The following is a 16,666-nucleotide window of genomic DNA, read 5'->3' as shown; positions in this document are numbered from 1 at the left end:
AGCCCTGTGCAGCGACTGGTAGCCACTACGGTTCCTGCAGATAGTCCGGGCGCCAGCCCGGATGCCCCTGCTGGTCATATATATGATTTCAAAATCGGGACTTCTGCTTTGTGAGCTGAGGTCCGTTGCTGCCGTACCGCCGGAAAATGTTCCGACGGTACGGGACTTGCTCTTGCAGCGTGCTACCGAGAGCGGATCAGACTCCGCTCTGCAGCAGCATGTTGCGGATGTGACCGATGGCCTTGGTGGGGTTCAGCCCCTTCGGACATACGTTCACGCAGTTCATGATTCCGCGGCAGCGGAACACGCTGAACGGGTCGTCCAGAGTGGCCAGACGTGCCTGGGTCTCGGTATCCCGGCTATCGGCCAGGAAGCGGTAGGCTTGCAGCAGCGCAGCCGGGCCCAGGAACTTGTCGGGGTTCCACCAGAACGACGGGCAGGAGGTCGAGCAGCAGGCGCACAGGATGCACTCGTACAGGCCATCCAGCTTCTCGCGCTCTTCCGGGGTCTGCAGGCGTTCGATGGCCGGCGCGGCATACTTGTTCTGCAGGTACGGCTTAACGCTCTCGTACTGCTTGTAGAAGATGCGCATATCGACGACCAGGTCACGAATCACCGGCAGGCCCGGCAGCGGGCGCAGCACCAGCTTGCCACCGCGCAGGCCAGCGGCCGACAGCGGAGTGATGCAGGCCAGGCCGTTCTTGCCGTTGATGTTCATACCGTCGGAACCGCACACGCCTTCACGGCAGGAACGACGATAGGAGAAGCCCTCGTCCTTTTCCTTGATCAGCGCCAGCACGTCCAGGACCATCACGTCCTTGCCGCCGGTGTCGACCTGGAAATCCTGCATGTACGGTGCAGCATCCACGTCGGGGTTATAGCGATAAACACTTACAGTCAACATGACGGGCACCCTTAATTAATAAGTACGAACCTTGGGTTCGAATGCCGGAACAGTCTTCGGCGCGAAGTTGACGGAACGCTTGGCGACGCGTTTCTCACCCGGGAAGTACAGGGTGTGGCACAGCCAGTTCTCGTCGTCGCGCTCCTCGAAGTCTTCGCGGGCGTGGGCGCCGCGGGACTCTTTGCGGGCTTCGGCCGCAACGGCAGTGGCTTCGGCCACTTCGAGGAGGTTTTGCAGTTCCAGCGCTTCGATGCGCGCAGTGTTGAATGCCTGGCTCTTGTCGTTGATCTTGACGTTGGCGATGCGGCCACGCAGATCAGCCAGCTGAGCGATGCCCTTCTGCATGTATTCGCCGGTACGGAATACACCGAAGTAGTTCTGCATGCACTGCTGCAGCTCGCGCTTCAGCGGGGCGACTTCTTCGCCGCTGGTGCGCTGGTTGACGCCATTCAGACGGTTGAGGGAGGCTTCCAGGTCGCTCTCGGAGGCACCACGGTGCTCGATACCCTCTTTCAGGGCCTTCTCCAGGTGCAGACCGGTCGCACGACCGAACACAACCAGGTCGAGCAGCGAGTTGCCGCCCAGGCGGTTGGCGCCGTGTACCGATACGCAGGCGACTTCGCCCACCGCGAACAGACCTTCGATGATCTGGTCGTTGCCGTTGGCGTCCATGGTCAGCGCCTGGCCATGAATGTTGGTGGCGACACCACCCATCATGTAGTGGCAGGTCGGGATGACCGGGATCGGCGCAACGACCGGGTCGACGTGAGCGAAGGTCTTGGACAGTTCGCAGATGCCGGGCAGGCGGCTGTGCAGGACTTCCTCGCCGAGGTGGTCGAGCTTCAGCAGTACGTGATCCTTGTTCGGACCAACACCGTTGCCGGCAATGACTTCCTTGACCATGGAACGGGCGACCACGTCGCGGCCGGCCAGGTCTTTCGCGTTCGGCGCATAACGCTCCATGAAGCGTTCGCCGTGGGCGTTGATCAGGTAGCCACCTTCACCGCGGCAACCTTCGGTGACCAGTACACCGGCACCGGCGATGCCGGTCGGGTGGAACTGCCACATTTCGATGTCCTGAACCGGCACGCCAGCGCGCAGGGCCATGCCCACGCCGTCGCCGGTGTTGATCAGGGCGTTGGTGGTGGAGGCGTAGATACGGCCGGCACCGCCAGTGGCCAGGACCACGGCTTTGGAACGGATGTAGACGGTACCGCCAGTCTCGATGTCGATCGCGATGACACCGACGATGGCGCCATCCTGGTTCTTCACCAGATCGACCGCGTACCACTCGTTGAGGAACGAGGTGCCGTTCTTCAGGTTGGCCTGATACAGAGTGTGCAGCAGCGCGTGACCGGTACGGTCAGCCGCGGCGCAGGTACGGGCAGCCTGGCCACCCTTGCCGAAGTCCTTGGACTGGCCACCGAACGGACGCTGGTAGATGCGGCCTTGCTCGGTACGGGAGAACGGCAGGCCCATGTGTTCCAGTTCGAACACGGCTTCCGGGCCGACGGAGCACATATATTCGATAGCGTCCTGGTCACCGATGTAGTCGGAACCCTTGACGGTATCGTACATGTGCCAGCGCCAGTCATCGTTCGGGTCGGCCGAAGCGATGGCGCAGGTGATGCCGCCCTGGGCGGACACGGTGTGCGAACGGGTCGGGAAGACCTTGGTCACCACGGCAGTCTTGTGGCCACCCTGGGCCAACTGCAGCGCAGCGCGCATGCCGGCGCCGCCGCCACCAACGATGATGGCGTCAAAGGAAAGAGTACGAATGCTAGCCATGGATCAGTTACCCCAGAGAATCTGCACACCCCAGACGAAGAATGCGAACATCGCCATGCCGCATACCGCCTGGACGAGGAAACGCACGACGGTCGCCACTTTGCCCAGCGCCATCTGAGTCAGGTAGTCAGTGGTGATGGTCCACATACCGACCCATGCGTGCACGCTCAGCGAAACCAGCGTCAGCAGGCTGAAGATGCGCATCAGGCTGTGGGAGTACAGACCGTGCCATTCCGCGTAGGAAATGTTCGGGTGTGCGATCAGGTAACCCAGCAGGAAGAGAACATAAGCCGCGAGTACGACCGCAGACACGCGTTGGGCCATCCAGTCGAAGAGGCCGGAACGCGAGAAGTTTGTGACGTTAGTTACCATACCCATACCCCCGCCAGAACGATCAGCACCGCAGCGACAGCGATGACGATTTTCGAACCACGCTTACCGCCTTCAAGCGTTTCACCGATACCTGCGTCCATGACGAGGTGACGGATACCGGCTACCAGGTGGTACAGCAGCGCAGACAGCAGGCCCCAAATCACGAACTTGGCCAGAGGACTGGCCAGACACGCCTTCACCTGATCAAAGCTGTCTTCCGAAGCCAGGGACTTGTCGAGCGCGAACAGCAGCACGGCAATGCCCAGGAACAGGATGACGCCAGAGATGCGATGGAGAATGGACGTGTAAGCAGTGACAGGGAGTTTGATGGTCCTTAGGTCTAGGTTTACAGGTCGTTTGCTATTCACGGCTTTTTTCACACTGAGAGCCCTTCAAACAGCAGGGCTAGTTGTCGGGAGGTGCACTTGTCAGGTACCCATCACCTTCGGGAGTGACAACCGCCTATGGAGCCGGCCTCAGAGGCCTTGGCGGCTGGTCGCGGAGTATAGACAGTTAGGCCCCTAATGACAACGCAATCACCTACGCCTAAGGACTTATTGCCGCACCCCCCCAAAAGGCGTAAATAGCGCATTTTTTTCGCCAAAACAGGCGCTTGGAGGGCCTCTGCGGCAAGGTTTCGCGCAAATTGACATTCGGATTTATCTCTCTATAGTGGTGCGGGCCCTGCGTGGGGGGTCGTACAGATGATTTCAAGCATTAATAGGAGGCCATAATGGCTGACAAAAAAGCGCAGTTGATCATCGAGGGCGCTGCCCCCGTCGAACTGCCCGTCCTATCCGGCACGCTGGGTCCTGATGTAGTCGATGTGCGGGGCCTGACCTCCACGGGCCACTTCACGTTCGATCCTGGCTTTATGTCGACCGCCTCCTGCGAGTCGAAGATCACTTATATCGACGGTGACAAAGGTGTTTTGCTTCACCGTGGCTATCCGATCGAGCAGCTGGCCGAGAAATCCGACTACCTGGAAACCTGCTATCTGCTGCTGAAGGGCGAACTGCCCACCGCCGAGCAGAAAGAGAAGTTCGTCGGCACCATCAAGAACCACACCATGGTTCACGAGCAGCTGAAGACGTTCTTCAACGGTTTCCGCCGCGACGCTCACCCGATGGCCGTCATGTGCGGTGTGATCGGCGCCCTCTCCGCCTTCTATCACGACTCGCTGGACATCAATAACCCGACGCATCGCGAGATCTCCGCGCACCGCCTGATCGCCAAGATGCCGACCATCGCCGCCATGGTTTACAAGTACTCCATGGGTCAGCCGATGATGTATCCGCGCAACGACCTGAACTATGCAGAAAACTTCCTGCATATGATGTTCAACACCCCTTGCGAAACCAAGCCGATCAGCCCCGTGCTGGCCAAGGCCATGGACCGCATCTTCATCCTCCACGCCGACCACGAACAGAACGCTTCCACCTCCACGGTGCGTCTGGCCGGGTCCTCGGGCGCCAACCCCTTCGCCTGTATCGCCTCCGGCATCGCCGCCCTCTGGGGCCCGGCCCACGGTGGTGCGAACGAAGCCGTACTGCGCATGCTGGACGAGATCGGCGACGTATCGAACATCGAGAAGTTCGTGGCCAAGGCCAAGGACAAGAACGATCCGTTCAAACTGATGGGCTTCGGCCATCGCGTGTACAAGAACTTCGACCCGCGCGCCAAGGTCATGAAACAGACCTGCGACGAGGTGCTCAGCGAGCTGGGCATCAACGATCCGCAGCTGGAACTGGCCATGAAGCTGGAAGAAATCGCCCGCCACGACCCCTACTTCGTGGAGCGCAACCTGTACCCGAACGTCGACTTCTACTCGGGCATCATCCTCAAGGCGATCGGTATTCCGACCAGCATGTTCACCGTGATCTTCGCTCTGGCGCGGACCGTGGGCTGGATCTCGCACTGGCAGGAAATGCTCTCCGGTCCGTACAAGATTGGCCGTCCGCGCCAGCTGTACACCGGCTACGCGCAGCGTAACTTCGTCGATCTGAACAATCGCAAGTAAGCGCCCCGCTACGAAAAAGGCTGCCTCGGCAGCCTTTTTTGTTGCCTGCGTTTCGCGACCGCCACGCAGGATCGGCGCCGGGCTCATCGTCGCGGACAAACGAAAAAGGCCGCCCGAAGGCGGCCTTTCTGTCACGACGGCGGCTTAGTGCTTTTCGGCAACCGCGCGCAGACCCTTGAGGGTATTCAGCGGAGCATCGACCACGAAGCTGTTGGCCAGCCAGGACGGGATGCTGCCACCCGGCTCGGTCTGCACCTGATAGGTCACTTCGGTCACGCCGGCGCCCTTGGGCACCAGGCGCCACTCGCCAACCAGCTCGGGCACGCGCACTTCACCCTTCTCTTCCGGGATGAAGGTCGGCTCGGCCTTCATGTGGCGGATCAGGCCGCCGTCGGCGGTCTTCTCGCTGGTCACGTGGATCACCACGTCACGGCCGGTCACCGGCCAGGGCATATTGATCTTCGAGTAGGTCCAGGTGCTACCGTTCTCGCTCTTCAGCAGGCGCATCTCGGCGCAGGCATGCAGCCACTTGCAGGAGCCTTTGACGTCTTCCTGCAGGGCCTGCAGGGTCGCCACGTCGGCCTTGATATCCACCACGCCACGGTAGGCCTTGTACTTGGAGCCAGGGACGCTGCTGAGGTAGACCTTGATGCCATCCTCATCCTTCGCCAGTTGCCAGTCCTCGGCCAGGGCAGTACCGCAAACGCCCATCACGGCAGCGGTCAACAGGGTCATACGCAACATGCCACGCATCGTTTTCGTTCCTCTCGTCATTTTTGTTCTATCCGGGTCCCGGTCGAAACCGATTCCCCTGCAATCCGCGATCCTGAGCGGTTGGCCAGCCAGGATGGACGCCAGTATGGACCCTGAAATCGTGACTTCCAAGTCACTCAGGCGGCGGTGATCCGCTCCCATTCGCCGAGGATCCGAATGGCCTCCTCCGTGCTCTCGCCACACACCTCCCGATCGGCCTCGAAGGCCGCGCAGACCGCCGGCCGCTCCGGCTGGCCGAACAATCGGCAGAGGTTCTGCTCATCGAGCTGCACACAACGGACGCCGGCCGGCTTGCCATTGGGCATACCCGGAATCGGCGAGGAGATCGACGGCGCCACGCAGCAGGCGCCACAACCGGCACGACATTGCATATCACTGGACTCTCGGAAAGACCTGGGGACGGCGCGCCCCTGCACAGGGGGCGCGGCGCGCGAGGATAAGCGCGTCGCCGCGCAGCGCCAAGGGCTGCGCGTCGGCCTGCCCGACCGCCGCGCGCCACCACCGGTCAATCCTGGGTGGGCGGCTTCAAGCGGGTGATCAGGCTGGAGGTGTCCCAGCGCCCGCCGCCCGCCGCCTGCACCTCCGCGTAGAACTGATCGACCAGCGCCGTCACCGGCAACTGCGCACCGTTGCGCCGGGCCTCGTCGAGGACGATGGAGAAGTCCTTGCGCATCCAATCCACCGCGAAACCGAAATCGAAGCGGCCGTCGAGCATGCTCTGGTGGCGGTTTTCCATCTGCCAGGACTGCGCCGCGCCCTTGCTGATGACATCGACCGCGGCGCGGCCGTCGAGCCCGGCGCACTGGGCGAAGTGCAGCGCCTCGGAAAGCCCCTGGAGCAAACCGCCGATGCAGATCTGGTTGACCATCTTGGTCAATTGGCCGGCACCGCTGTGCCCCATCAGCCGGACCATGCGCGCGTACGCCGCGATCACCGGCTCGGCACGCTGGTAGAAGGTCGGCTCGCCCCCCACCATCACCGTCAGCACGCCGTTTTCGGCACCGGCCTGGCCACCGGAGACCGGCGCATCGAGGAAGCCCAGCTCGCGCTCGGCGGCCTGCACCGCCAGTTCGCGCGCCACCGCCGCCGACGCCGTGGTGTGATCGACGAAGACGCTGCCGGCCTGCATGCCGGCAAGGGCGCCATCGGCACCCAACACCACGCTGCGCAGATCGTCATCGTTGCCCACGCAGCACATCACGAACTCCGCGCCTTGCGCCGCCTCGCGCGGTGTCGGCGCGGAACGCCCGGCGTACTCGGCGACCCAGCGCTCGGCACGCGCCGGTGTGCGGTTGTAGACACACACGTCGTGCCCCTTGCTTTGCAGATGCCCGGCCATGGGATAGCCCATCACGCCGAGACCGATGAATGCGACTGTTGCCATGACGCTGCTCCGCTGGTCTGTGATCGAGCAAGCCTAGCAGCGGTTTGCCGAGCCCCGGAAGGCCTTCCATACTGCTAGCCACGAGCCTGCAAGCGGCCCGCCGGCAACGCCGGGCTTTCATCGACGAACAAGAGCGGATCGCATGCCCCACTGGTTGGTCATCGACCTGGAGGCCACCACCGAGGAAGGCGGTTGGCCGGTCGAAGAAATGGAAATCATCGAGATCGGCGCCGCCCTGGTGGCGGAGGCCGACGGTCGCGAGCTGGACCATTTCCAGCGCTTCGTGCGGCCGCTGCGGCGTCCCCTGCTGACGCCCTTCTGCCGCGAGCTGACGCACATCAGCCAGGCCAGCGTGGACGGCGCCGCGCCGCTCAGCGAGGTCTGGCAACAGTTCGAGCGCTGGCTGAGCAACTACCGCCCGCAGCTCGTCGGCTGGGCCAGTTGGGGCGACTACGACCGCCGCCAGCTGGAACTGGAATGGCAGCGCCAGCACCTGCACAGCCAGCTCAGCCAGGTGCCGCACATCAACCTCAAGCAGCGTTTCGCCCAGACCCGCCAGTTGAAGCGAGCGGTCGGTCTCAACACCGCCCTGCAACTGGCCGGCCTGCATTTCCAGGGCCAGCAGCACCGCGCCCTGGAAGATGCGCGCAATACCGCCCGGCTGTTGCCCCTGGCGCTCTGATCCGCGGCTTCGCCGCAATGCCTCGCTCTAGTGACGCTGTCCCCGGCCTTGGGCATACTGGCGGCCTTTTCCAATCCTTCCTCAATCCGTTCCAGGAGAAGCCCCCAATGTTCAAGGTCAACGAGTACTTCGACGGCACCGTCAAATCCATCGCCTTCGAAATGGCCGCCGGTCCGGCCACCATTGGCGTGATGGCCGCCGGCGAGTACGAATTCGGCACCAGCCAGCTGGAAGTGATGCACGTCGTCGCCGGTGCCCTGACCGTCAAACTGCCGGGCAGCGACACCTGGGAAACCTTCGCCGCCGGCAGCAAGTTCACCGTTCCGGCGAACAGCAAGTTCCAACTGAAAGTCGCCGAAGACACCGCCTACCTCTGCGAATACCGCTGAGTCGGCATGGCCATGAAAAAACCGGCCCGCGTGGCCGGTTTTTTCATGCCTGGAGAAATCCACGGCGGCGCCCCTCCACGTGCTACGCGGCGGCGGCCTGTGCCTATGGCCGGCCGCTCAGGCGCTCCAGGCGCAGTTGGGTCGCGCTGGGGGTTTCGCCGAACAGCTTGCGGTAGTCGCCGGCGAAACGGCCGAGGTGGGCGAAGCCCCAGTTCATGGCGATCTCCGAGATACTGCGGGGGCCGCCGGCGGCGAGTATCTCCTCGCGCACCGCATGCAGGCGGTAGTGCTTGAGGTAGGTCATGGGCGAACAGCCGAAGTGTTTGCGGAACCCATCGAACAGCTTGAACCGCGACACCCCGGCGGCCTGCTCCAGGTCGTCCAGGCGCAGCGCTTCGCGGGCATTGGCCTGCAGGTAATCGCGGGCACGCAGCAAGTAGTGCGGCAACTTTTCGCCCAGGCAGCGGCGCAGTTCTTCGCTGTAGTTGTTCGGCTGAGCGAGGATCAGTCCCTTGACCAGCGCGCGTTCGAGGTCGCGGTTGAACACCGCCTGGCCGAACAGTTCGCTGTGCTCCATCTCTTCGTTGAAGTGCCGCACCATGCGCCACCAGGAGGCCGAGGCGCCGTCGCTCGCGTCCATCTCCGGCTCGAAGGTCAGCGGCCGCTCGGTGGGCCGCTGGAGCATTTCCTCCAGGGTCTTGCGCATGGCCAGGCTGGAGATCACCACCTGCAGCTTGCGGCAGTCGCCGGTGATGCTCAGTCGCTGGCTCTGATTGGGCGAGACGATCACCCCGCGCTGCGGGTTCGAGTGCAGCTGTCGGCCAGCGATGCTCAGCTCCTGCTCGCCGCTCAGCGGCAGGCTCAGGCTGTAGCTGTTGAAGTGCTCGGCATCCTCGATGCCGATGGTCACGTCGGTGCCGTACTCGATGCAGCCCAGCGTGGTGGACATGGCCTTGAGCACGCTGCCGCTGTGCTGGAAGTTCACGCTGCCGGGGTGGCTGGCGTCGAGCCGGTGCGGCCCGCAGATGTTCGACATCCAGTTGCGCGCGGCAGCCAGATCGAGGTGGTCGGCATGGATGTCACGGAAGTGACCCGATTTCTTATGGTTCATCGCACGGCACTCATGGGCTTCTGATGGCGCTCTGCAGGCGCCTGCCGACAAAACAGCAAGACTCGTACCCCGACAGCCATGATGCCGGCAAAAACCCAATATACGGATAGTGATCGACGACTTTTCGGACGAACGTTCAGCCTTCTCACCGGCGGCATCGCCTCCCGCGCCGCGTCCCAGCCGCGCGCCGCCCCTCGACTGGGCACCTTCTACCCAGCCTGCCCGGCCGTGTTACCCGCCGCCGACTTTGCGGATTGCCTTCGCCCACTATGCGGATAGCCGCTCCCCGGCGCGGCGGTTTGAATGAAGGACCGATCCGCCCGATGGGAAAACAACAATGAACGTACCAAGCAAAAGCCTCGTGCACTGGCAGGACTACATCAACGGATGCCTGGACTTCCGTCCGGACCAGGGCATCTACCGCGTCGCTCGCGACATCTTCACCGAGCCGGAGCTCTTCGATCTGGAGATGGAGCTGATCTTCGAGAAGCAATGGATCTACGCCTGCCACGAGAGCGAGATCGCCAACCCCAACGACTTCATCACCCTGCGCGCCGGCCGCCAGCCGATCATCGTCACCCGCGACGGCAACGGCCAGTTGCACGCGCTGATCAACGCCTGCCAGCACCGCGGCGCCACCCTCACCCGCGTCGCCAAGGGCAATCAGTCCACCTTCACCTGCCCGTTCCACGCCTGGTGCTACAAGAGCGACGGGCGCCTGGTGAAGGTCAAGGCGCCCGGTGAATACCCGGAAGGTTTCGACAAGGCCACGCGCGGCCTGAAGAAGGCGCGCATCGACAGCTACAAGGGCTTCGTCTTCATCAGCCTGGACGTCAGCGCCAGCGACAGCCTGGAGGACTACCTCGGCGACGCCAAGGTGTTCTTCGACATGATGGTCGCGCAGTCGCCGACCGGTGAGCTGGAAGTGCTGCCCGGTAGGTCCAGCTACACCTACGAGGGCAACTGGAAGCTGCAGAACGAGAACGGCCTGGACGGTTATCACGTGAGCACCGTGCACTACAACTACGTGGCTACCGTGCAGCACCGCCAGCAGGTCAACGCCGAGAACGGCACGGCCAGCGGCACCCTCGACTACAGCAAGCTCGGCGCCGGCGACGCGCAGACCGACGACGGCTGGTTCTCCTTCGCCAACGGCCACAGCGTGCTGTTCAGCGACATGCCCAACCCCAGCGTGCGCCCCGGCTACGCCAGCGTCATGCCGCGCCTGGTCGCCGAGCATGGCCAGGCCCGCGCCGAGTGGATGATGCACCGCCTGCGCAACCTGAACATCTACCCCAGCCTGTTCTTCATGGACCAGATCAGCTCGCAGCTGCGCATCATTCGCCCGGTCGCCTGGAACAAGACCGAAGTCATCAGCCAGTGCATCGGCGTCAAGGGCGAGTCGGAGCAGGACCGCGAGAACCGCATCCGCCAGTTCGAGGACTTCTTCAACGTCTCCGGCATGGGCACGCCGGACGACCTGGTCGAATTCCGCGAGCAGCAGCGTGGTTTCCAAGGCCGCCTGGAGCGCTGGAACGACATCTCCCGCGGCTATCAGAAGTGGCTCAACGGCGCGACGCCGAACAGCCGGACCCTGGGCATCGCACCGCTGCTCACCGGCACCGAACTGACCCACGAAGGCCTTTACGTCAACCAGCACACCCATTGGCAGCGCTTCCTGCTGCAAGGGCTCGAACGCAAGGCGCTGCAACTCAAGGAGGTGCAGGCATGAACGCGCAACTGCAATACCGCGTCGAGCAGTTCCTCTACCGCAATGCCGAACGCTGCGACGCCCAGGACTGGGACGCCTATCTGCAGATGTTCGCCGAGGACAGCGAATTCCACGTCCCGCAGTGGGACTCCGAGCACGTCTACACCACCGACCCCAAGCGCGGCATGTCGCTGATCTACTACGCCAACCGCGGCGGCCTGGAAGACCGCGTGTTCCGCATCCGCACCGGCAAGGCCGCCTCGACCATCCCGATGCCGCGCACCCTGCACCAGATCGACAACGTGCGCATCGCCGAGCGCGCCGACGGCGAGCTGGAAGTGCGCGCCAACTGGCACACGCTGTTCTACCGCCTGGGCAACGCCGGGCAGTTCTTCGGCCACGTCACCTATCACCTGCGTCCGGCCGGCGACACCTGGCTGATCCGCCGCAAGCACGTGCTGCTGCTCAACGACTGCATCGACTCGGTGCTCGATTTCTACCACCTGTGAGCGCGGGGATGCCCACCATGAACCACAAGGTCGCTTTCAGTTTCGCCGACGGCAAGACGCTGTTCTTCCCGGTGCAAGGCAACGAAATCCTCCTCGACGCGGCGCTGCGCAACGGCATCAAGATTCCCCTGGACTGCCGCGAGGGTGTCTGCGGCACCTGCATGGGCCGCTGCGAATCCGGCCGCTACCAGATGGACTACGCCGACGAGGAAACCCTCTCGGCGCAGGACCTGGCGCAACGCAAGATGCTCACCTGCCAGACCCGCGTGCAGTCCGACGCCTCGTTCTACTTCGACTTCGATTCCAGCCTCTGCGGGGCGGCCGAACCGCTGGCGCTGCGCGGCCGGGTCAGCCATGTCGAACTGGTGTCGGCGAGCACCGCCATTCTCCACCTCGACGCCAGCGGCAACGGCCAGGGCCTGGACTTTCTCCCCGGCCAGTACGCACGCCTGCGGGTGCCCGGCAGCGAGGCCGTGCGCGCCTACTCCTTCGCCAACCGGCCCAACCCGCAGAACCACCTGCAGTTCCTCATCCGCCTGCTTCCCGACGGCGCCATGAGCAACTACATCCGCGAGCGCTGCCAGGTGGGCGACGAGATCCACTTCGAGGCGCCGCTGGGTACCTTCTACCTGCGCCATATCACCCGCCCGCTGCTGCTGGTGGCCGGCGGCACCGGTCTCTCGGCGCTGCTCGGCATGCTCGACGAACTGGCCGACGGCGGCGCCGCCGGCCAGCCGGTGCACATCTACTACGGCGTGCGCCAGGCCGCCGACCTCTGCGAGCTGGAACGGATCGCCGGCTACGCCGAGCGCCTGCCGGGCTTCCGTTTCACCCCGGTGCTCAGCGAAGCGGACGAGCACTGGAGCGGCAAGCGCGGCTACGTCACCGAGCACTTCGCGCTGGCGGAGCTGCGCGATGCGCCCTTCGACCTGTACCTGTGCGGCCCGCCGCCGATGGTGGAGTCGGTAAAGAGTTGGCTAGAGGAGCAGCAACTCGACCACGGCCACCTCTACGTCGAGAAGTTCACCCAGAGCAACAGTTGAGCCCCGCCCGGGAAGCGTTGCATCCGCTTCCCGGCGCCCCCCTTCCCCCCAAGCGCCGTTCTTTCCCCGCAAGGACATCCCATGACCTCCAACGACCAGACCGAACTGGCGGCCTACTACGATAGCCAGTACAACGCCCGCGCCAGCGTGCAGGACTACGAACAGTACCCGCGCCTGTACCGCGCCCTCAGCGATCAGGCCCACGCCCGGCTAACCTGCTACAAGGACCTGCCCTACGGCCCAGGCGAGCATGAACGCCTCGACTTCTTCCCCGCCGCGCGGCCCGACGCACCGGTACTGCTGTTCATCCATGGCGGCTACTGGCGCGCCCTGTCCAAGGCCGACTCGGCCTTCATGGCCCCGGCCCTGACCGCCGCCGGCGCCGCCGTCGCCGTGCTCGACTACGACCTGGCGCCCGCCGTCAGTCTCGATCACATCGTCGACCAGACCCGCCGGGCGCTGGCCTGGCTGTACCGCAACGCCGCGGCCCATGGCGGCGATCCACAGCGGCTCTACGTCAGCGGCAGTTCGGCGGGCGGACACCTGTGCGGGATGCTCCTGGCGGCAGGCTGGCACGCCGCCTACCAGCTGCCCACGGACGTCGTGCGCGGGGCTCTGCCGGTCAGCGGCCTGTACGACCTGCTGCCCCTGCTGCCCACCCACATCAATACCTGGATGAACCTCGACGAAGCGGCCGCGCGACGCAACAGCCCACTCTTCCACTTGCCCGAGCACGCCGGGGAACTGCTGGTCAGCTACGGTGGCCTGGAAAGCCAGGAATTCGCCCGCCAGTCCGAGGCGTTCCTCAGCGCCTGGAACTCCCGTGGCCTGCGCGGGCGCTCCCTCCCGGTGCCCGGCCGCAACCACTACGACGTGGTACTGCAGTTGGGCGAGCCGGGCATGGCGTTGCATCAGGCAGTCCTGGAGCTGATGGAGCTGGCCTGAACCCGCAGGGGCGCGGCAGCCGCGCCCCCTTCGCCTCGGGCGGGCGGCCTCAGTCCCCCACCGGCAGCGACGGCGCGAATCCTCGCCGGCGCCAGCCCATCAGCAGTATCGGCGCCGCCAGCCGATAGCCGATGGCGGCGGTGTCGAAACCATCGAGCACCAGCACCAGGAAGCACAGCAGCAACGCGCGGACCTGCAGGGCGGACAGCGGGCTGCCGTCGATAACGTCGCTGGCGCGCACGGTTTGTCTGTTCATGACGTTCCTCTCGTTACCAGGCGTGGGCCGGCTCAGAACAGCTTCCAGGTGTACGCCAGGATCAGCCGGTTCTCGTCGATATCGGTGCGGTAGTTGGAACGCGCCACGGCGTTGCGCACGCGCACGTTGAGCCCGGCCAGCGGGCCGCTCTGCAGGGTGTAGCCGAGGTCGATGTCGCGCTCGTGATCGCGGCCCTCGAAGCCCTTGCCGGTGTCGACGTTGTCGCCGCTCAGGTAGCGCACGGTACTGGTCAGGCCGGGCACACCGAGGGCGGCGAAGTCGTAGTCGTAGCGCACTTGCCAGGAACGCTCGTCGGTGGAGGCGAACTCGTAGGTCGGCACCTCGTTGCCCAGCGGCGAGATGTTGGCGAACACGCGCGGGAAGGCGCTGTCGCCGTACATGCCCTGGTAGCCGAGGTAGAAGGTGTGTCCGCCATGGCGGGCCGAGAGCAGCGAGAAGAAGGCGCGGTTGTCGATGTTGCCGAGCAGGTGCTTGCCGTCCTCGTTGGCGTCGTAGTAGCCGAGGTTGGCGCCCAGCACCCAGTCGCCGCCGACCGGCTGGCTGTGCTTCAGGCCGATGAAGCGCTGCGCATAGATGTCCTGCAATTGGCCGTACCAGAGGCTGACGCGGGTGCGCTTGGCGTTGAACTCGTAGTCGCCGCCGGCGTAGTTGAAGGCGTCGCTGCTGGCCTGGCGCTGTGGCTGGTAGCCGAGCATGGCGATCATCTTCTCGTCGCCGCCCTCGTTGCGCAGGTGGGTGGAGGTCAGGTGCCCGGCCTGCAGGGTCAGGCCGGGGATGTCGCTGGACGTCAGCGAGGCGCCCTGGTAGCTCGGCGGCAACAGGCGGATATCGCTGAAGGCCAGCACCGGCAGGTTCGGCTGCAACTCGCCGACCTTCAGCTCGGTGCGCGAGTACTTCGCCTTCAAGGCCACGCCCAGGCGGCTGTAGTTGTCCGCCGCCTTGCCGTCGCTGCCCAGCGGCAACAGACCGGTATTGACCCGGTCCGGGCTGCTGTCCAGCTTCAGCCCCAGGGTGCCGATGGCATCCAGGCCGAAGCCGACCGGGCCGGGCGTGTAGCCGGACTGGACGTTGAGGATGAAGCCCTGGGCCCACTCCTCGGCCTTGGACTGCTTGTTGGGGCCGACGATGTCCGAGTAATCGCGGCTGAAGTAGTAGTTGCGCGCCTGAAGGGTGGCGCTGGAACCCTCGATCAGCCCTTCGGCCGCGGCCAGGGGCTGGGACGCGGCAACGCCGGCGCCCAGCGCGACGGCCGTCACGCATGCATGCATTTTCATATCGTCACTCTTGTTTTTATAAGGACGGACCTTCCCTTGCCGTGCCACCGGAGGGCCACGGCACAACACACGGCAGGGCGGTCTTGTTCAGCATCCGGTGGGGTCAGGAACACGGCTTATCCGCTTCCAACACCTGCCCTGCCCGTTCCGGCGCTCCGTTCTCTGGGCCGGCGCCCCGGCCGGGCGCCCGCTTGCAATGGATAGTGGTCGGGGTACCTCCGCCTCAGGCCCGAGCGGCCAGCGCGCGTCGCCGGCGATCGCTGCGCCGGGTCAGCAGCAGGTGCGCGGCCAGGCCGAAGATCAACCCCCAGAACGCCGCCGAAAGACCGAGGAAAGACATCCCCGAGGCCGTCACCAGGAAGGTGATCAGCGCCGCCTCGCGGTCCTCCGGCACACCCATGGCGCCCGCCAGGGCACCACCGATGGCGCCGAACAGGGCCAGGCCGGCGAGCGCGGCGATCAGTTCCTTGGGAAAGGCGCTGAACAGCGACACCAGGGTGGCGCCGAACAGCCCGAGCAACAGGTAGGCGACGCCGCCGGCGACACCGGCCACATAGCGCCGCGCCGGGTCCTCGTGGGACTCGCGCCCGGTGCAGATGGCCGCGGTGATCGCCGCCAGGTTCAAGCCGTGGCAACCGAACGGCGCCAATAACAGCGTGCCCAGCGCGCTGCTGGCGATGATCGGCCCGGCCGGCGTCGCGTAGCCGTCGTTGCGCAGCACGGCGATACCGGGGACGAACTGCCCGGTGAGCGCCACCATGACCAGCGGCAGGGCGATATTGAGCAGCGCGTGCCAACTGAACGCCGGGGTGATCCACTGCGGCGTGGCCAAGCCGATGACCAGCGCCGAGGCGTTCAGCTCGCCGCTGCCCAAGGCCATGGCGCAGCCCACCAGGAGCACCGCCAGGACCGCGTAGCGCGGCGCCAGGCGACGCCCCAGCAGATAGGCGAGGAACATCGCCAGGACCAGCGCCGGCTTGGCTTGCAGGGAAACGAACAGGCGGGTGCCGAAGGCGAACAGGATGCCGGCGAGCATGGCCGCGGAGATCGCCGGCGGCAGCTTGCCGACGATACGGTCGAAGGCGCCGGAGACGCCGACCAGCAGAATGATCAGGCTCGCTGCCAGGTAGGCGCCGACCGCCTCGTTGAGACTGATGCCCGGCAGCAGGGCCACCAGCAGCGCCGAGCCGGGCGCCGACCAGGCGATCACCAGCGGTACCTTGAAGCGCAGGCTGAGCAGAATGCCGAGCACGCCGCTGCCGATGGAAACCGCCCAGACCCAGGACGACACCACGTCCGCCGACAGTCCGGCGCTCTTCGCCGCCTGGAAGATGATCACCAGCGGCCCGGCATAGGAAATCAGCGTAGCGATCAGGCCCGCCACCAGCGCGGACAGCGAGAAATCACGGATGAGGTCTTTCATGGCGCCTCACTTTTTTCTTGTTGTTGGAGCGCAGCGGCAAGGCTTCGCCCTGGCGGCCGG

The 16,666-nt window shown here is 64.9% G+C and carries 18 protein-coding genes; 7 read left to right on the top strand and 11 right to left on the bottom strand.

The genetic code is table 11. The features are described 5' to 3' along the window. Positions 1 to 196: 196 nt before the first annotated feature. Genes BLQ74_RS09040 through sdhC form a run of 4 tightly spaced genes read right to left on the bottom strand, consistent with a single transcriptional unit; the run spans position 197 to position 3,444 of the window. The gene (locus tag BLQ74_RS09040) at positions 197 to 904 is read right to left on the bottom strand and encodes a succinate dehydrogenase iron-sulfur subunit (RefSeq protein WP_090262222.1); all 708 of its coding nucleotides are present in this window, start codon (positions 902 to 904) and stop codon (positions 197 to 199) included. Between the two features lie 15 nt (positions 905 to 919). After that, positions 920 to 2,692: a succinate dehydrogenase flavoprotein subunit gene (gene sdhA / locus BLQ74_RS09035; protein WP_090262221.1), complete on the bottom strand. Its 1,773-nt coding sequence runs from the start codon at positions 2,690 to 2,692 to the stop codon at positions 920 to 922. 3 nt (positions 2,693 to 2,695) lie between these two features. After that, positions 2,696 to 3,064, bottom strand: coding sequence for a succinate dehydrogenase, hydrophobic membrane anchor protein (sdhD, locus tag BLQ74_RS09030; protein ID WP_090262220.1), 369 nt, complete (start codon positions 3,062 to 3,064; stop codon positions 2,696 to 2,698). Then, a complete protein-coding gene (sdhC, locus tag BLQ74_RS09025) occupies positions 3,058 to 3,444 on the bottom strand; it encodes a succinate dehydrogenase, cytochrome b556 subunit (protein WP_090262219.1) in 387 nt (128 codons plus the stop codon). The genes sdhD and sdhC overlap by 7 nt, the downstream gene beginning before the upstream one ends. Before the next feature lie 353 nt (positions 3,445 to 3,797). Here sdhC and gltA point away from each other — a divergent pair, with 353 nt between their 5' ends. Further along, positions 3,798 to 5,084 carry a citrate synthase gene (gene gltA / locus BLQ74_RS09020; RefSeq protein ID WP_090262218.1) on the top strand — a complete coding sequence of 429 codons (1,287 nt, stop codon included), beginning with the start codon at positions 3,798 to 3,800 and terminating at the stop codon, positions 5,082 to 5,084. 144 nt (positions 5,085 to 5,228) lie between these two features. Here the strand turns inward: gltA and BLQ74_RS09015 are convergent, their stop codons facing one another. From BLQ74_RS09015 to BLQ74_RS09005, 3 genes are all read right to left on the bottom strand, one after another. Then, positions 5,229 to 5,837, bottom strand: a complete 609-nt coding sequence (locus tag BLQ74_RS09015; protein WP_090262217.1) for an START domain-containing protein — start codon at positions 5,835 to 5,837, stop codon at positions 5,229 to 5,231. 137 nt (positions 5,838 to 5,974) lie between these two features. Next, positions 5,975 to 6,229, bottom strand: coding sequence for a YkgJ family cysteine cluster protein (locus BLQ74_RS09010; RefSeq protein WP_090262216.1), 255 nt, complete (start codon positions 6,227 to 6,229; stop codon positions 5,975 to 5,977). Between the two features lie 134 nt (positions 6,230 to 6,363). After that, the gene (locus tag BLQ74_RS09005; RefSeq protein ID WP_090262215.1) at positions 6,364 to 7,242 is read right to left on the bottom strand and encodes an NAD(P)-dependent oxidoreductase; all 879 of its coding nucleotides are present in this window, start codon (positions 7,240 to 7,242) and stop codon (positions 6,364 to 6,366) included. 142 nt (positions 7,243 to 7,384) lie between these two features. Here BLQ74_RS09005 and BLQ74_RS09000 point away from each other — a divergent pair, with 142 nt between their 5' ends. Next, positions 7,385 to 7,924: a 3'-5' exonuclease gene (locus BLQ74_RS09000; protein WP_090262214.1), complete on the top strand. Its 540-nt coding sequence runs from the start codon at positions 7,385 to 7,387 to the stop codon at positions 7,922 to 7,924. A gap of 107 nt (positions 7,925 to 8,031) precedes the next feature. After that, a complete protein-coding gene (ppnP, locus tag BLQ74_RS08995) occupies positions 8,032 to 8,313 on the top strand; it encodes a pyrimidine/purine nucleoside phosphorylase (protein WP_090262213.1) in 282 nt (93 codons plus the stop codon). A 103-nt stretch (positions 8,314 to 8,416) separates the two neighbouring features. On the opposite strand, the gene BLQ74_RS08990 is transcribed toward ppnP, so the two are convergent. Further along, entirely contained in the window at positions 8,417 to 9,424 is a 1,008-nt protein-coding gene (locus BLQ74_RS08990; RefSeq protein ID WP_090262212.1) for an AraC family transcriptional regulator, read from the bottom strand. A gap of 337 nt (positions 9,425 to 9,761) precedes the next feature. Here BLQ74_RS08990 and antA point away from each other — a divergent pair, with 337 nt between their 5' ends. From antA to BLQ74_RS08970, 4 genes are all read left to right on the top strand, one after another. Beyond that, positions 9,762 to 11,156: an anthranilate 1,2-dioxygenase large subunit gene (gene antA, locus BLQ74_RS08985; protein WP_090262211.1), complete on the top strand. Its 1,395-nt coding sequence runs from the start codon at positions 9,762 to 9,764 to the stop codon at positions 11,154 to 11,156. Further along, positions 11,153 to 11,644, top strand: coding sequence for an anthranilate 1,2-dioxygenase small subunit (gene antB / locus BLQ74_RS08980; RefSeq protein WP_090262210.1), 492 nt, complete (start codon positions 11,153 to 11,155; stop codon positions 11,642 to 11,644). The genes antA and antB overlap by 4 nt, the downstream gene beginning before the upstream one ends. Before the next feature lie 17 nt (positions 11,645 to 11,661). Continuing rightward, a complete protein-coding gene (antC, locus tag BLQ74_RS08975) occupies positions 11,662 to 12,687 on the top strand; it encodes an anthranilate 1,2-dioxygenase electron transfer component AntC (protein ID WP_090262209.1) in 1,026 nt (341 codons plus the stop codon). 81 nt (positions 12,688 to 12,768) lie between these two features. After that, positions 12,769 to 13,632, top strand: coding sequence for an alpha/beta hydrolase (locus tag BLQ74_RS08970; protein WP_090262208.1), 864 nt, complete (start codon positions 12,769 to 12,771; stop codon positions 13,630 to 13,632). Between the two features lie 49 nt (positions 13,633 to 13,681). Here the strand turns inward: BLQ74_RS08970 and BLQ74_RS08965 are convergent, their stop codons facing one another. From BLQ74_RS08965 to BLQ74_RS08955, 3 genes are all read right to left on the bottom strand, one after another. Continuing rightward, positions 13,682 to 13,888 (bottom strand): hypothetical protein, encoded by a 207-nt coding sequence (locus BLQ74_RS08965; protein WP_090262207.1) that lies wholly within the window; start codon positions 13,886 to 13,888, stop codon positions 13,682 to 13,684. A 32-nt stretch (positions 13,889 to 13,920) separates the two neighbouring features. Then, positions 13,921 to 15,183 carry an OprD family porin gene (locus BLQ74_RS08960; protein WP_090262206.1) on the bottom strand — a complete coding sequence of 421 codons (1,263 nt, stop codon included), beginning with the start codon at positions 15,181 to 15,183 and terminating at the stop codon, positions 13,921 to 13,923. Positions 15,184 to 15,406: 223 nt separating this feature from the next. Beyond that, on the bottom strand, positions 15,407 to 16,606 hold the full coding sequence (locus BLQ74_RS08955; protein ID WP_090262205.1) for a benzoate/H(+) symporter BenE family transporter: 1,200 nt from the start codon (positions 16,604 to 16,606) through the stop codon (positions 15,407 to 15,409). Positions 16,607 to 16,666 lie beyond the last annotated feature (60 nt).

Origin of the sequence: Pseudomonas panipatensis, from assembly GCF_900099785.1 — a bacterium.
Classification (GTDB): domain Bacteria; phylum Pseudomonadota; class Gammaproteobacteria; order Pseudomonadales; family Pseudomonadaceae; genus Pseudomonas; species Pseudomonas panipatensis.
The sequence above is the reverse complement of the archived record's forward strand: the minus strand, read 5'-3'. Positions and strand labels throughout refer to the sequence as shown.

Bases quoted from the DNA above. Each gene is read 5' to 3' on its own strand.
- BLQ74_RS09040 (WP_090262222.1), bottom strand. From the start codon at position 904: ATGTTGACTGTAAGTGTTTATCGCTATAACCCCGACGTGGATGCTGCA.
- sdhA (WP_090262221.1), bottom strand. From the start codon at position 2,692: ATGGCTAGCATTCGTACTCTTTCCTTTGACGCCATCATCGTTGGTGGC.
- sdhD (WP_090262220.1), bottom strand. From the start codon at position 3,064: ATGGTAACTAACGTCACAAACTTCTCGCGTTCCGGCCTCTTCGACTGG.
- gltA (WP_090262218.1), top strand. From the start codon at position 3,798: ATGGCTGACAAAAAAGCGCAGTTGATCATCGAGGGCGCTGCCCCCGTC.
- BLQ74_RS09015 (WP_090262217.1), bottom strand. From the start codon at position 5,837: ATGCGTGGCATGTTGCGTATGACCCTGTTGACCGCTGCCGTGATGGGC.
- BLQ74_RS09010 (WP_090262216.1), bottom strand. From the start codon at position 6,229: ATGCAATGTCGTGCCGGTTGTGGCGCCTGCTGCGTGGCGCCGTCGATC.
- BLQ74_RS09005 (WP_090262215.1), bottom strand. From the start codon at position 7,242: ATGGCAACAGTCGCATTCATCGGTCTCGGCGTGATGGGCTATCCCATG.
- BLQ74_RS09000 (WP_090262214.1), top strand. From the start codon at position 7,385: ATGCCCCACTGGTTGGTCATCGACCTGGAGGCCACCACCGAGGAAGGC.
- ppnP (WP_090262213.1), top strand. From the start codon at position 8,032: ATGTTCAAGGTCAACGAGTACTTCGACGGCACCGTCAAATCCATCGCC.
- BLQ74_RS08990 (WP_090262212.1), bottom strand. From the start codon at position 9,424: ATGAACCATAAGAAATCGGGTCACTTCCGTGACATCCATGCCGACCAC.
- antA (WP_090262211.1), top strand. From the start codon at position 9,762: ATGAACGTACCAAGCAAAAGCCTCGTGCACTGGCAGGACTACATCAAC.
- antB (WP_090262210.1), top strand. From the start codon at position 11,153: ATGAACGCGCAACTGCAATACCGCGTCGAGCAGTTCCTCTACCGCAAT.
- antC (WP_090262209.1), top strand. From the start codon at position 11,662: ATGAACCACAAGGTCGCTTTCAGTTTCGCCGACGGCAAGACGCTGTTC.
- BLQ74_RS08970 (WP_090262208.1), top strand. From the start codon at position 12,769: ATGACCTCCAACGACCAGACCGAACTGGCGGCCTACTACGATAGCCAG.
- BLQ74_RS08965 (WP_090262207.1), bottom strand. From the start codon at position 13,888: ATGAACAGACAAACCGTGCGCGCCAGCGACGTTATCGACGGCAGCCCG.
- BLQ74_RS08960 (WP_090262206.1), bottom strand. From the start codon at position 15,183: ATGAAAATGCATGCATGCGTGACGGCCGTCGCGCTGGGCGCCGGCGTT.
- BLQ74_RS08955 (WP_090262205.1), bottom strand. From the start codon at position 16,606: ATGAAAGACCTCATCCGTGATTTCTCGCTGTCCGCGCTGGTGGCGGGC.